At 68.5% G+C, this 13,179-nt stretch carries 13 protein-coding genes; all 13 read right to left on the reverse strand.

The annotated features are described in order from the left end of the window. Nucleotides 1-8: 8 nt before the first annotated feature. A complete protein-coding gene (locus DK254_RS07615; RefSeq protein WP_109933289.1) occupies nt 9-1,028 on the reverse strand; it encodes a hypothetical protein in 1,020 nt (339 codons plus the stop codon). Further along, nucleotides 1,018-1,620, reverse strand: coding sequence for a prepilin-type N-terminal cleavage/methylation domain-containing protein (locus DK254_RS07620; RefSeq protein WP_109933290.1), 603 nt, complete (start codon nt 1,618-1,620; stop codon nt 1,018-1,020). Before DK254_RS07620 ends, DK254_RS07615 begins: the two co-directional genes overlap by 11 nt. Then, on the reverse strand, nt 1,617-2,075 hold the full coding sequence (locus DK254_RS07625; RefSeq protein ID WP_256595826.1) for a type II secretion system protein J: 459 nt from the start codon (nt 2,073-2,075) through the stop codon (nt 1,617-1,619). Before DK254_RS07625 ends, DK254_RS07620 begins: the two co-directional genes overlap by 4 nt. After that, nucleotides 2,051-2,464, reverse strand: coding sequence for a prepilin-type N-terminal cleavage/methylation domain-containing protein (locus DK254_RS07630; protein ID WP_109933292.1), 414 nt, complete (start codon nt 2,462-2,464; stop codon nt 2,051-2,053). The genes DK254_RS07625 and DK254_RS07630 overlap by 25 nt, the downstream gene beginning before the upstream one ends. After that, nucleotides 2,433-2,870: a type II secretion system major pseudopilin GspG gene (gene gspG, locus DK254_RS07635; protein ID WP_109933293.1), complete on the reverse strand. Its 438-nt coding sequence runs from the start codon at nt 2,868-2,870 to the stop codon at nt 2,433-2,435. The genes DK254_RS07630 and gspG overlap by 32 nt, the downstream gene beginning before the upstream one ends. A 72-nt stretch (nt 2,871-2,942) precedes the next feature. Beyond that, nucleotides 2,943-4,133: a type II secretion system F family protein gene (locus tag DK254_RS07640; RefSeq protein WP_109933294.1), complete on the reverse strand. Its 1,191-nt coding sequence runs from the start codon at nt 4,131-4,133 to the stop codon at nt 2,943-2,945. Nucleotides 4,134-4,137: 4 nt separating this feature from the next. Then, a complete protein-coding gene (locus tag DK254_RS07645) occupies nt 4,138-5,874 on the reverse strand; it encodes a GspE/PulE family protein (RefSeq protein ID WP_109933295.1) in 1,737 nt (578 codons plus the stop codon). Continuing rightward, nucleotides 5,864-6,676 carry an ABC transporter permease gene (locus DK254_RS07650; RefSeq protein ID WP_109933296.1) on the reverse strand — a complete coding sequence of 271 codons (813 nt, stop codon included), beginning with the start codon at nt 6,674-6,676 and terminating at the stop codon, nt 5,864-5,866. Before DK254_RS07650 ends, DK254_RS07645 begins: the two co-directional genes overlap by 11 nt. A 183-nt stretch (nt 6,677-6,859) precedes the next feature. Further along, nucleotides 6,860-7,564, reverse strand: coding sequence for a (d)CMP kinase (cmk, locus tag DK254_RS07655; protein WP_109933297.1), 705 nt, complete (start codon nt 7,562-7,564; stop codon nt 6,860-6,862). Continuing rightward, nucleotides 7,564-9,777 (reverse strand): bifunctional prephenate dehydrogenase/3-phosphoshikimate 1-carboxyvinyltransferase, encoded by a 2,214-nt coding sequence (locus DK254_RS07660; RefSeq protein ID WP_109933949.1) that lies wholly within the window; start codon nt 9,775-9,777, stop codon nt 7,564-7,566. The genes cmk and DK254_RS07660 overlap by 1 nt, the downstream gene beginning before the upstream one ends. A 4-nt stretch (nt 9,778-9,781) precedes the next feature. Beyond that, nucleotides 9,782-10,894: a histidinol-phosphate transaminase gene (hisC, locus tag DK254_RS07665; protein ID WP_109933298.1), complete on the reverse strand. Its 1,113-nt coding sequence runs from the start codon at nt 10,892-10,894 to the stop codon at nt 9,782-9,784. An 88-nt stretch (nt 10,895-10,982) separates the two neighbouring features. Beyond that, nucleotides 10,983-12,080, reverse strand: coding sequence for a prephenate dehydratase (gene pheA / locus DK254_RS07670; RefSeq protein ID WP_109933299.1), 1,098 nt, complete (start codon nt 12,078-12,080; stop codon nt 10,983-10,985). Continuing rightward, nucleotides 12,080-13,165: a 3-phosphoserine/phosphohydroxythreonine transaminase gene (gene serC, locus DK254_RS07675; RefSeq protein ID WP_109933950.1), complete on the reverse strand. Its 1,086-nt coding sequence runs from the start codon at nt 13,163-13,165 to the stop codon at nt 12,080-12,082. The genes pheA and serC overlap by 1 nt, the downstream gene beginning before the upstream one ends. Nucleotides 13,166-13,179: the final 14 nt, after the last annotated feature.

The raw sequence follows: 13,179 nt of genomic DNA on the forward strand, positions 1-13,179 counted from the left end.
CCTCCTCGTCACGGCCTTGCCACAAGCGGGGCGGCAAGCAGTCCAGGCGCCTCATGATGGATTGACGCGGTGTCGGTATCGGGGACATTGCGCGGCAGGGACCTCCGTTGCAGGAATTGCCAGGGCGACCCTTGCAGGTCGTCGCTCTCGAGTCGCAGTTGGTATTCGTAGCGCGCCGCGGCATCCACGGGACGCAGGCGGATGAAGAGGGTGGCGCTTGCCAGGCGCGACCAGTTCTCCGCAGGCAATTGCTGCAGGTAGATGCCCAGCACCCCCGCGAGGTCGCCCATGCCCTGCAGCGGCCGTTCGCGGCGCGCGGCGAGCAACAGCGCCAGGTTGTCTTCCGGCAGCCTCCAGGCCAGGCGCAGGAGCTGCCCGCTGGCGGTATTCACGTTCAGGGCCGGTTCGCCGACGGTCACCAGGTCATCCCAGCCCGCGGCCCGCAGCCTGGCCTCCCAGGGCTGCCAGCTATCGAGGACGAACACTTCCTGCGGGGCGTACAGGCTGCGCACCACCGCGCGCCCCGGCTGGCTGCGCAGGTAGCCGGCGAGTTCCGCCAGCATGGGCGCTATCCTTTCCGGCGCCACCCCCAGCCCTTCCAGTACCAAGGCCAGCGTCACCGGTGGCGCCTGCTCCAGGCCGAGGCGCGAGGCGCGATCGATGAGCGCGAAGCACCAGCCATTGGCCAGGCAGTATTCGCGGCCATCAAGGGCCAGCTCGGCCCCCACCGGGAGGGTCGACAGGTCCATGTCGGCGAGGCTTGGCGCCGGGCTGTCGGGCGTGGTCAGGCCGGCCAGGGTCAGGCGCTGGGTCGATGCCAGCCACGTCAGCCGGCTGAGCAGGGAGCGCTCCGCCATGTCGCGCAGCAGCCCCTGGCGTTCCTGCTCGATGCCATCCAGCGAGCGTTCGATCCAGGTCACGGCCGAGGCCACCACCAGGGTCATGACGGCGAGAAACCAGATGACGCCGACCAGCACGAAGCCGCGCTGGTTTCCGGCGCCACGCCGGCCACCGCGCTCAGTACGCATCCACGCTCACCTGGCGAAGCGGCGTCGCTACCCTGGCCAGGCGGAACAGGCGCTCGGCCGGCGCGTTCAAGGCCACCGCCGCGGGAAGGCTGTCGGCCAGTGCCGGCAGGGGCGGCCAGTTGTCGTGCCATCCCCCCGATTCGTCGCGATAGAGGAAGTGCGCGCCCCCCTGCAGTTCCAGCAGCGGCCAGCGGCTGGCCTGCAGCCGGCGCACGTAGATCAGCCCGGTCCGCTCCCGGCCTTGTTCGCCTAGCCTTTCCAGGCGAAAGGCGAAGGGCACCGGGACACCCTCGATACGCTCGGCGCTGGCCAGGGTGACGCCTTCGAAACTGAGCGCATCGCCCCTGAAACGGGCCGCCGCCTCGCCCTTGGCCGGCGCCGCCAATTGCGACACCGAATCGCCGAACCAGCCGAACGCCAAGACGCGCAACTGGCGCGACTCGCCCTGGCGCAGGAAGCTGTCGTTGGCCCGCGAGACATAATCCATCCCTTGCATCAGCAGGGTGGTGACCATCGTCGCCAGCAACAGGACCACGATGAGCTCCAGCAGCGTGAAGCCCTGCTGTCGCTGCCCCGCAAAGCGCCGGTTCATGGCTCGCTCCCCTGGTCACCATCGGCCGGGCGGGCCAACCGGTACCCCGCCAGCTCCAGGCTGACGGGCAGCGGTGGCAGGTCTTCGCCAAGCACACGCGCCTGGACCCGGTACAAGGCACTGTCGAAAGGACCGGGATGGCCGTTGTAGCGGCTGACGACAGGCCGCGGGGCGGCAAGCAGATGGCTTTCCCAGTCCAGCCGGTAGCTTCCCAGCGTGACGCTGCCGCTGGGCTGGAGCATCGGGTTGAGGCCCTCCAGGTAGGCCAGGCCGGTGCGGGTCGCATCGAGGCGGCGCTGGACGTCGTTCATGCGCTCCAGGGTTCTGAAGCCCGTCCCCAGCCACGCCAGCAGGGCGCTTCCCACCACCGCCAGGAGCGTCAGGGCGACCACCGCCTCGAGCAGCGTGAAACCGGCTTGCCGCCCCCGCTTCACCCGTCGAACTCCGGCAGGCATTGCGGCGGCTCCAGGCGTAGCTCCCGGATGGCCTCTTCCCTTCGCAGTTGCAGCAGCCCACCCAGGCAGGCGCCATTGGCCAGGTAGATGACCGGCACGCCTGCGCTCAACACCCAGCCATCCGGCAGCCTGAGCATCCGCGACGGCTCGACGCCGGCGGGGCCGATGAGGGTCTGCTGGGCCTCCAGCCGGGCCCGATAGCCCAGCGTCTGCAACTGGTTGGTGATGTCCTGCAGTTCGACACGACGGCGCCAGGCCTCCTGCATGTTCAGCAGGCTGGGCATGACGATGGCGCCCAGCGCGGCGACCAGGGCCAGCACCACCAGCAGTTCGAGCAGGGTGAAACCGCCGCTGCGCTCACTGCCTGGGCAGGTAGCCGATGTCAGCATTCTCCCCTTCCCCGCCGGGCTGCCCGTCGGCGCCCAGGCTGTACAGCGAGAACGGCTGTTCGGCGCTGGGCGCGTTGCTGTACATGTATGAGCGGTTCCAGGGATCGAGCGGCACCCCGCCGTCCAGGTAGGGACCTTTCCAGAAGGCCTTGATCCGCTCATCCGCCGGCGCCGCGTTGAGCAGCGCCAGCCCCTCCTGCTCGCTGGGCAGGCGGCCGATGTCCAGGCGCATGGTCATCAGCGCGCCCTTGAGCATCTTCACCTGGGTATCGGCGGTCTGCACCTTGGCCTTGTCGGCCTGGCTGAACAGGCGTGGCCCGACCAGCCCCATGAGCAACCCGATGATCACCAGCACCACGATCATTTCCAGCAGGGTGAAGCCGCGTTCGCCGCGGCTGCCCCCCATGGCCGGCGGCTTGTGCCTCCCTTGCCGGGGCCGCCCGCCCTTCTGCCCGTTGTCCATTCTCTTCCCCTTCGTTCAGAACACGATGTCGTTGGCGCTGGTGATGGCCAGCACCACGCCGGTGATGATCACGCCGAACAGCGCACCGATCAGCAGGATCGCCAGCGGCTCGATCAGCGCCAGGACCTTGCGCATGCGCGAGCGCCCCAGTTCCTCGTAGAGCCCGGCGAGGCTGTCGAGCATCTCGGCCAGGCGGCCGGACCGCTCCCCGACCCGCACCAGGTTGCCGCCTGTGGCCGTGATCGCCCTGCGCAGCTCCAGCGCCTCGGACAGGGCGGTTCCGCCCCTCACGTCCTGGGTCACCCTTTCCAGCAGGTCGCGCTGGTGGCCGATGCGCACGCCCGCGCTGGCCAGGCGCAGGGCCTCGACCAGCGCCACGCGATTGCCCAGCAGGGTGCCGAGGACCTTGGCCCACTGGGCGATCTCCGCCTGCAGCAGCCAGTCGCCGAGCAACGGCAGGCGCAGCAGGGCGTTCAGGACCCGGCCGCGAACCTTCTCGCTCCTGGCCAGGGGCAGCACCAGGGCTCCCAGCAGCAGGCCAGCGAGCAGCAGCGGCAAGGCATTGGCCTTGCTCCAGACGCCGGTGCTGAGCACCGCCCAGGCCAGCCACGGCAACTTGTCGGCGTGTTCCAGCAGGTTGGCGAACTTGGGCACGACGAAGACGAACATCACCATGACCGCCCCGACGCCGCTGAGCACCAGCACGCTCGGGTAGATCAGGGCATTGCGCACTTCCTCGCGGGTACGCCGCTCGTACTCCATCTGCGTCACGCAATCCCGTAGCGCCGCCGCCAGGTTGCCGGTCAACTCCCCTGCCGCCACCAACTGGTAGGCGTAACGCGGCAGCGGCAGGCCGGCACTCTCCAGCACCTGGGGGAAGGAACGGCCCTGGCGCAGGCCTTCGCTCATGCTCCGCAGCGCCGCGGCAATGCGCGGATGGCTGCTCGAACGCTCCTGGGCGGAAACCGCGTCGGCCAGGGCCACACCAGCCGCCAGCAGGGTCGCCAGCTCGTGCAGCGCCATGTTCAGCTCTTCCGCGCGCAGCCGCCGGCGTCCGGGTTGCGGCGCCCGTTGGCCCGACTCCAGGCTCAGGGGGGTCATGCCCTGTGCCTCCAGCTGGCGAAGCGCGTCACCGCGGGAGCCGGCATCGAGGTCGCCGCTGCAACGCCGGCCCTGCCGGTCCACTGCCTGGTATTCGAAGCGCATGGCGTTAACCGCTGGTGACCCGATGTACCTCGTCCAGCGAGGTCAGGCCCAGCCAGGCCTTGATGAAGCCGTCCTCGCGCATGCTGCGGAACCCCTGGCCGGCCGCCAGCCGGCGCATCTGATCGAGGGGCGCCTGCTGCAGGATGAGCGTCTGCAATTCGGGGCTGACATCCACCATTTCGTAGATCCCCAGGCGCCCGTGGTAGCCCGTGCCCTGGCACAGCTCGCAACCCTTGGCGCGATGCCAGTTCGGGGCCTGCCCCGGGTAGAGGCGCAGGATCGCCGCGTCGAGCGCGGCCTGGTCTTCGGCCGCCAGGCTCGGCTCATGGGGCTCCGCGCAATGCCGGCACAGGGTTCGCACCAGGCGCTGGGCCTGGACACCGCGCACCGGGGAGGCCACCAGGAAAGGCTCGATGCCCATGTCGATGAGGCGGGTGAAGGCGCTGAGCGAATCGTTGGTGTGCAGCGTCGAGAAGACCAGGTGCCCGGTCAGGGAGGACTGCACGGCGATCTCCGCCGTTTCCAGGTCGCGGATCTCGCCGATCATGATCACGTCCGGGTCCTGGCGCAGGATCGAGCGCAGGGCGGCGGCGAAGGTCAGGCCGATATCGGCATGGGCCTGGACCTGGGTGATGTTCGGTACCTGGTACTCGACCGGGTCCTCCACCGTGATGATCTTGCGAATGCCATCGTTGATGGCTTCGAGCGTGCCGTAGAGGGTCGTCGACTTGCCGGAGCCGGTCGGCCCGGTGACCAGCACGATGCCGTGCGGCTCGCCGATCCAGGCGCGCATCAGCTCCAGGTGGTCCGCCAGCATCCCCAGGCGGTCCAGGCGCAGGCCCTCGCGGGCCTTGGGCAACAGGCGCATCACCACCGACTCGCCGTGCACCCCGGGCAGGGTGGAAACCCGGATGTCCATGTCCTGCCCGCCGACCCTCGTGCTCATCCGCCCATCCTGGGGCAGGCGCCGTTCGGCGATGTCGATGGCGGAAATCAGCTTGATCCGCGACACCACCGCGGCGAAGCGCTCCCGCGGCAGGCTCAGTTGCGATTGCAGGACGCCATCGATGCGGAAGCGGATGTGGAAATTGAACTCGCGCGGCTCGATGTGGATGTCCGAGGCGCGTTTTTCCACCGCCTGGCTCATGACGTTGTTGACCAGCTCGACGATGGGCGCTTCCTCCGCCATCTCCCGCAGCTGTCGGATGTCATCGGAGGCGAAGCGCAGTTCCTCGCGGCTTTCCTGCTGCAGGCGCTCCTTGAGCAGCTCCAGCCAGGCGTCGAGGTCCTGGGAGCGGCACAGCACCGTGCACGACGGCTGGCCGGGATGGAAATAGCGCAGGACCTCCAGGACGAAGGGCGCCAGCGGGTCACGGGAAGCGATCAGCAGCGTCCCCCGGGCATCGCCCCAGACGACCACCTGCTCGGCGACGAACCATTCCACGCCGAGGGAGGTCGCCTCGAGAAAGGCCAGAAGCTCGGCGTTGCCCGGGGCCTCCAGGTCCGTTCCCACCAGGGGCATGCGCAGCTGTTCGGCGAGCACCTCCAGCAGCGCCGCCTCCGAAACGCCTCCCGAGCGCAGCAGTATCGCCCCCAGGCGCCCGCCGATCCGGGCCTGCAGTTCCAGCGCCCGCTCCAGTTCCTGGGCGCTGCACAAGCCGCGCCCGACGAGCATCTGCCCCAGCGGGCGGGCCTCGGCGACCACCGCCGGCGCGGTATCGGCGAGCCGTTCAGAGGACATCGGCGAAGCCATCCTTCATGCGCCGGAACCACAGCCACCCCAGCACCGCCAACAGGCAGGCGATGGCGGCATATCCCAGCTGAACGCCCGCCGGCGGCATGGGCATGCCGAACAGGCTGGCCCTCACCGCCTCCACCGGGACGCTCAGCGGATTGAGCAGCAGGTAGGGACGCAGGGCTTCCGGCAAGGCGCTCACGGGATAGAACACCGGGCTGAGGAACAGCAGCAGCACCAGCAGGAACTGGATGAACTGGCTGGTATCGCGGAAATAGGTGCCGAACACGGCGATGATCCAGCTGAGGCCGCACACGCACAGCAGGAAGGGCAACAGCGCCAGCGGCAGGTAGAGGATGCTCCAGCCCAGCGGTTGCCCGAGCCAGGGCATCAGCAGGAGCAGCACGAGAAAGCCGATGACGGCGTTCGACAGGGCGGAAAGGGCCAGCGACAGCGGCAGGATTTCCAGCGGGAAGACCAGCTTCTTCACCTGGTTGCGGTGGTTGTGCATCACCGTGACCGCGCGCGACAGGCTGTCCGCCAGCATGCTATGGAGCAGCAGCCCGGCGAAGAGCGTCAAGGCGAAGGAGCCCGTGCTCTGCCCAGTCCCCCAGCGCGACTTGAGCACATGGCCGAATACGAAGGTGTAGACCGCCAGCAGCAGGAACGGCGACAGCAGCAGCCACAGCCGCCCGAACAGGGCGCCCTGGTAGCGCGCCAGGATTTCCCGCCGGGTCAGTGCGAGCAACAACTGGACCCACGCGCCCTGCGAAGCGTGCAGTGCGGCGGGTACGGGATGGTCGGACAAGGGGCCTCCACGCTGTTCCCGGCCCGCTCAGGGGGAGCGGGCGCTATTGGACAGCGCGGAATTTTGGCAGCCCGGGCAAGACGTCTCTAGAAGAAACGTCCTCAGCATCAGGAGGAAACATCCTCAGAAATCTCTTCAACCACGTCGTACCGAAAACGGCCGTGGCTGAAGGATTCCCAGGGTTCAGTCGGTCAGACCGAGCCTCTCGACTTCGGCCAGTATGCTGTCCACCACCGCCTCGATGCTCATGCTGGTGGAGTCGACCACGATGGCGCCTTCGGCCGGCTTCAGCGGGGCTACGCTGCGCTGGCTGTCGCGTTCGTCGCGGGCGCGGATTTCCTCGGTGAGCGCGGCCATGTCGCAGTCCACGCCCTTGCCCTTGAGCTGCAGGTAGCGGCGGCGGGCGCGCTCCTCGGCCGAGGCGGTGAGGAAGATCTTCAGCGGCGCGCCGGGGAACACCACGGTGCCCATGTCGCGGCCGTCGGCCACCAGGCCCGGGGCTTCGAGGAAGGCGCGCTGGCGCTGCAGCAGGGCGTCGCGCACCGCCGGCAGCGCGGCGACCTGGGAGGCGCCGGCACCGACCTGCTCGGTGCGGATGGTGTCGGTGACGTCTTCGCCTTCGAGGATGATGTGCTGGCCCTCGCCGCCCTTGGCGTGGGTGAACTGCACGTCCAGGTGCGCGGCCAGGACCTTGAGGGCTTCCTCGTTGGTCAGGTCGATGCCGTGGTTGCCGGCGGCGAAGGCCAGCAGGCGGTACAGCGCGCCGGAATCCAGCAGGTTCCAGCCCAGGCGCTTGGCCAGGATGCCGGCCACGGTGCCCTTGCCGGAGCCGCTGGGGCCGTCGATGGCGACCACCGGCCAGGCCGCGGCGAAGTCGGAGGCGGCCATCAGTTGCCCTCCTCCGCCACGCGGATGCCGGCGCCCGAGGCCAGGCCGAGGAAGTTCGGGAAGGAGGTGGCGACGTTGGCGCAGTCGTGGATGCGGATCGGCGCCGAGGCGCGCAGCGAGGCGACGCTGAAGGACATGGCGATGCGGTGGTCGCCGTGGCTCCAGACTTCGCCGCCGCCGTAGGCGCCACCGTCGATGATGATGCCGTCCGGGGTCGGCTCGCACTTCACGCCCAGGGCCAGCAGGCCGTCGGCCATGACCTGGATGCGGTCGGATTCCTTCACCCGCAGCTCTTCGGCGCCGCGCAGCACGGTGCGGCCTTCGGCATTGGCGGCAGCGACGAACAGCACCGGGAATTCGTCGATGGCCAGGGGCACCAGGTCCTCGGGGATATCGATGCCCTTCAGCTTGGCCGAGCGCACGCGCAGGTCGGCCACCGGCTCGCCGCCGACTTCGCGCTGGTTCTCCAGGGTGATGTCGGCGCCCATCAGCTTGAGGATGTCGATGACGCCGGTGCGGGTCGGGTTGATGCCGACGTGTTCGAGGACGATCTCCGAACCTTCCGCGATGCTCGCCGCAACCAGGAAGAACGCCGCCGAGGAAATGTCGGCCGGGACTTCGATGCTGGTGGCGCTGAGCTTGTGGCCGCTTTCGACCTTGGCGGTGCTGCCTTCGACGTCCACCGGGTAGCCGAAGCCGCGTAGCATGCGCTCGGTGTGGTCGCGGGTCGGCGCCGGCTCGGTCACCGAGGTTTCACCGGCGGCGTAGAGGCCGGCGAGCAGCAGGCAGGACTTCACCTGGGCGCTGGCCATGGGCATGTCGTAGTGCATGCCGGTCAGCTTCTGGCCGCCGCGGATGGTCAGCGGCGGACGCCCTTCAGGAGCGGTCTCGATTACCGCGCCCATCTCCCGCAGCGGCTTGGCCACGCGGTTCATCGGGCGCTTGGACAGCGACGCATCGCCGGTCAGCACGCTGTCGAACGGCTGCGCCGCCAGCAGGCCGCTGAGCAGGCGCATGGAGGTGCCGGAGTTGCCCAGGTAGATGGGCCCCGGCGCCTGCTTCAGGCCATGCAGGCCGACGCCGTGCACGGTGACGCGGCCATGGTGCGGGCCTTCGATGACCACGCCCATGTCGCGGAACGCCTGAATGGTGGCCAGGGCGTCCTCGCCCTCGAGGAAGCCGGCCACCTCGGTGGTGCCTTCGGCCAGGGAGCCGAGCATGATCGAGCGGTGGGAGATGGACTTGTCGCCCGGAACGCGTACGCGCCCGGACAGGCGGCCACCCGGCTGGGCCAGGTAAATCAGGTCGTTGTTGTGCATGGCGTCCACATAGGCCCGGCGGGCCAGGATTTTGCTGAAATGTTCACGGGCGACGCGGGCGCGGGTGAAGACGCCCATCAGTTGCTGCCCGTCCCCTGCATCGACGGCCTCGCGCAGGGCGTCGAGGTCGTCGCGGAAAACGTCGAGGATGCGCAGCACCGCCTTGCGGTTGGCAAGGAAGATGTCGTGCCACATCGTCGGGTCGCTGCCGGCGATCCGCGTGAAGTCGCGGAAGCCGCCGGCGGCATAACGGAAGATTTCCAGATTTTCGCTGCGCTTGGCCAGCGAGTCGACCAGCGTGAAGGCCAGCAGGTGCGGCAGGTGGCTGGTGGCGGCGAGCACTTCGTCGTGGTGCTCGACTTCCATCAGCTCGACGTCCGCGCCCAGCTCGCGCCACAGCGCCTCGACGCACTGGACCGCGTCCGCATCGGCATTATCCAGCGGCGTGAGGATGACTTTATGACGGCGGAACAGTTTGCCGTTGGCCGCTTCCACCCCGCTCTGCTCGGAACCGGCGATGGGATGGCCGGGAACGAAGCGCGCCGGCATCTCGCCGAAGGCGGCCTTCGCCGCGCGAACCACGTTGCCCTTGGCGCTGCCGACGTCGGTGAGCACCGCATGGCCGAGGTCGAAGGTGGCGAGTTCCGCCAGCACCTTCTCCATGGCCAGGATGGGCACGGCGAGCTGGACCACGTCGGCGTCGCGGCAGCCTTCGCGCAGGCTTTCCTCGCAACGGTCGACCACGCCCAGCTGCACCGCCAGGCGGCGGGTCTGCGGGTCGCGGTCGACGCCGACCACTTCCTCGAACAGGCCCTTCTCGCGCAGCCCCTTGGCGAAGGAGCCGCCGATCAGGCCCAGCCCCACCACCACCAGGCGGCGGAGCTTGTGCGGCATCACCTCAGGCACGGGCGAGCACCTTGGCCAGGGCTTCGAGGAAGCGCGCGTTCTCTTCCGGCAGACCGATGGAGATGCGCAGGTGCTGCGGCATGCCGTAGCCACCCACCGGACGGACGATCACACCTTCCGCCAGCAAGGCCTGGTAGACCGGGCCGGCGTCGCGCTGCAGGTCGACGGCGAGGAAGTTGCCTTTCGACGGGATCCAGGCCAGGCCCAGGGCGCGCAGGCCGTCCTGCAGCTGCTGCATGCCGGCGTCGTTGATGCGCTTGCCTTCGGCCAGGTACTCGGCGTCATCCAGCGCGGCGCAGGCGGCGGCCAGGGCCAGGCTGTTGACGTTGAACGGCTGGCGCACGCGGTTCAGCACGTCGGCGATCTGCGCCGAGGAGATGGCGTAGCCGACGCGCAGCGAGGCCAGGCCGTAGGCCTTGGAGAAGGTGCGCGAGACCAGCAGGTTCGGATAGCGGGCCAGGTAGGCCAGGCCGTCGGGCAGTTCGTCGCCCTCGGCGTATTCGATGTAGGCCTCGTCCAGCACCACCAGGACGTTTTCCGGTACGCGGGCGAGGAAGCGCTCCAGGGCGTCCGGGCCGAACCAGGTGCCGGTGGGGTTGTTCGGGTTGGCGATGAAGACCACGCGGGTATCGGCGTCGATGGCCGCCAGCATGGCTTCCAGGTCATGGCCCCAGTCCCTGGCCGGCACCGCCCTGCCCTCGGCGCCGACGGCCTGGGTGGAGATCGGGTAGACGGCGAAGGCGTACTGGCTGAACACGGCGTTCAGGCCCGGCGCCAGGTAGGCGCGGGCGACCAGGTCGAGGATGTCGTTGGAGCCGTTGCCGAGGGTCACCTGGGCGGTGGTCACGCCGCAGCGCTGCGCCAGCTTGCTCTTCAGTTCGAAGCCGTTGCCGTCGGGATAGCGGGTCATTTCCGCCAGTTCGCCGCGGATCGCTTCCAGCACCTTGGCGCTGGGGCCCAGCGGGTTCTCGTTGCTGGCCAGCTTGATGATCTTCGCCGGGTCCAGGTTCAGCTCGCGGGCCAGTTCGTCGACCGGCTTGCCCGGCACGTAGGGCGAGAGTTTCTGTACGCCCGGCTGGGCCAGGGCGAGGAAGTCGCAAGACATATCTGAGGCCTCAGGCTGCAGGCCCCAGGCCCCAGGCATAGACGCTCTTCACCGCCTGTAGCCTGCCGCCTGCCGCCTGCCGCCGCAGTTAAAGTACCGCTTTGGGATAGGAGCCCAGCACTTTCAGCGCCACGGCTTCGCTGTTGATCTTCTCCAGCACGTCCTTGATCAGCGGGTCCTGGTGGTGGCCGACGAAGTCGATGAAGAACACGTAGGTCCACTTGCCGCTGCGCGAGGGACGGGTCTCGATGCGGGTCAGGTCGATGCCGTTGGTGTGGAACGGCACCAGCAGCTCGTGCAGCGCGCCGGGCTTGTTGCGCATGGAGACGATGATCGAGGTCTTGTCGTCGCCGGTCGGCGGCACTTCCTGGTTGCCGATGATGAGGAAGCGCGTGGAGTTGTCCGGGCGGTCCTCGATCTTCTCGAACAGTTTGTCCAGGCCGTACAGGCTGGCCGCCATGTCGCCGGCGATGGCCGCGCTGTTCCACTCGCTCTTCACCCGCTTGGCGGCGTCGGCGTTGCTCGGCACGGCCACGCGCTCGACGTTCGGGTAGTGCGCGTCCAGCCACTTGCGGCACTGGGCCAGGGACTGGGCGTGGGAATAGATGCGGGTGATGCTGTCGGTCTTGGTGTTCTCGCCCACCAGCAGGTGGTGGTGGATGCGCAGCTCGACCTCGCCGCAGATCACCATGTCGTGCTCGAGGAAGCTGTCCAGGGTGTGGTTGACCGCGCCCTCGGTGGAGTTTTCCACCGGCACCACGCCGAAGTTCACCGCACCGGCGGCGACCTCGCGGAACACCTCGTCGATCGCCGTCATCGGCGTGCTGATCACCGCGTGGCCGAAGTGCTTGAGCGCGGCGGCCTGGGTGAAGGTGCCCTCGGGGCCGAGGTAGGCGACCTTGAGCGGCTGCTCCAGGGCCAGGCAGGAGGACATGATCTCGCGGAACAGCCGCGCCACTTCCTCGTTGTCCAGCGGGCCCTTGTTCAGTTCCATGATGTGCTTGAGCACCCAGGCCTCGCGCTCGGGCCGGTAGAACACCGGCTTCTCGCCCGCGGGCAGGGACTGCATCTTCACCCGCGCCACGTCGGTGGCGCAGCGGGCGCGTTCGCTGATCAGCTCGAGGATCTTCTCGTCGAGGCTGTCGATGCGTACGCGCAAAGCCTTGAGCTGGTCGGCGTCGCTCATCAGCCGTGCTCCTTCTCGAACTCGGCCATGTAGGCCACCAGGGCCTCGATGGCATCCAGGCCCAGGGCGTTGTAGATGGAGGCGCGCATGCCGCCCACCGAGCGGTGGCCCTTGAGGTTGAGCAGGCCACGGGCATCGGCGCCGGCGAGGAAGGCCTTGTCGAGCTTCTCGTCGGCCAGGCGGAAGGGCACGTTCATCCAGGAACGGGCGCTGGGCTGGATCGGGTTGGTGTAGAAATCGCTGGCATCGATGAAGGAGTACAGCAGGTCCTTCTTCGCGCGGTTGCGCTTCTCCATGGCCTCGACGCCGCCCTGTTCCTTCAGCCACTGGAAGACCAGGCCGGAGAGGTACCAGGAGTAGGTGGCCGGGGTGTTGTACATGGAGCCGTTGTCGGCCGCGACCTTGTAGTTGAGCATGGTCGGGCAGATGCTGCGGGCGCGGCCCAGCAGGTCTTCGCGGACGATGACCACCACCAGGCCCGACGGGCCGATGTTCTTCTGCGCGCCGGCGTAGATCAGGCCGAACTTCGACACGTCGGCGGGGCGCGAGAGGATGTCCGAGGACATGTCCACCACCAGCGGCACGTCGCCCACTTCCGGCACCCAGTCGAACTCCAGGCCGCCGATGGTCTCGTTGGACGCGTAGTGCAGGTAGGCGGCGCCCGGGGTCAGGCTCCACTCGTTCTGCCCGGGAATGGCGAAGTAGTCGTACTTCGAGGCGCTGGCGACCACGTTGACGTTGCCGAAGCGGCGCGCTTCCTCGATGGCCTTCTTCGACCAGATGCCGGTTTCCACGTAGTCGGCCACGCCGTCCTCGGGCAGCAGGTTCAGCGGAATCTCGGCGAACTGCTGGCTGGCGCCGCCCTGCAGGAACAGCACCTTGTAGTTCGACGGCACGCCCATCAGGTCGCGCAGGTCCTGCTCGGCCTTCTCGGCGATGGCCACGTAGTCGTCGCTGCGGTGGCTCATCTCCATGACCGACAGGCCCTTGCCCTGCCAGTCGAGCAGCTCTTCGCGGGCGCGCTCCAGCACCTCGGTGGGAAGCGCAGCGGGACCTGCGCAGAAGTTATAGGCTCGCTTGCTCACATCCACTCTCGCTA

This window comes from Pseudomonas sp. RW407, assembly GCF_003176655.1.
In the GTDB taxonomy this organism is placed as follows: Bacteria; Pseudomonadota; Gammaproteobacteria; order Pseudomonadales; family Pseudomonadaceae; genus Pseudomonas; species Pseudomonas delhiensis.

Bases quoted from the DNA above. Each gene is read 5' to 3' on its own strand.
- DK254_RS07615 (WP_109933289.1), bottom strand. From the start codon at position 1,028: ATGCGTACTGAGCGCGGTGGCCGGCGTGGCGCCGGAAACCAGCGCGGC.
- DK254_RS07620 (WP_109933290.1), bottom strand. From the start codon at position 1,620: ATGAACCGGCGCTTTGCGGGGCAGCGACAGCAGGGCTTCACGCTGCTG.
- DK254_RS07625 (WP_256595826.1), bottom strand. From the start codon at position 2,075: ATGCCTGCCGGAGTTCGACGGGTGAAGCGGGGGCGGCAAGCCGGTTTC.
- DK254_RS07630 (WP_109933292.1), bottom strand. From the start codon at position 2,464: ATGCTGACATCGGCTACCTGCCCAGGCAGTGAGCGCAGCGGCGGTTTC.
- gspG (WP_109933293.1), bottom strand. From the start codon at position 2,870: ATGGGGGGCAGCCGCGGCGAACGCGGCTTCACCCTGCTGGAAATGATC.
- DK254_RS07640 (WP_109933294.1), bottom strand. From the start codon at position 4,133: ATGCGCTTCGAATACCAGGCAGTGGACCGGCAGGGCCGGCGTTGCAGC.
- DK254_RS07645 (WP_109933295.1), bottom strand. From the start codon at position 5,874: ATGTCCTCTGAACGGCTCGCCGATACCGCGCCGGCGGTGGTCGCCGAG.
- cmk (WP_109933297.1), bottom strand. From the start codon at position 7,564: ATGGCCGCCTCCGACTTCGCCGCGGCCTGGCCGGTGGTCGCCATCGAC.
- DK254_RS07660 (WP_109933949.1), bottom strand. From the start codon at position 9,777: ATGCCGCACAAGCTCCGCCGCCTGGTGGTGGTGGGGCTGGGCCTGATC.
- hisC (WP_109933298.1), bottom strand. From the start codon at position 10,894: ATGTCTTGCGACTTCCTCGCCCTGGCCCAGCCGGGCGTACAGAAACTC.
- pheA (WP_109933299.1), bottom strand. From the start codon at position 12,080: ATGAGCGACGCCGACCAGCTCAAGGCTTTGCGCGTACGCATCGACAGC.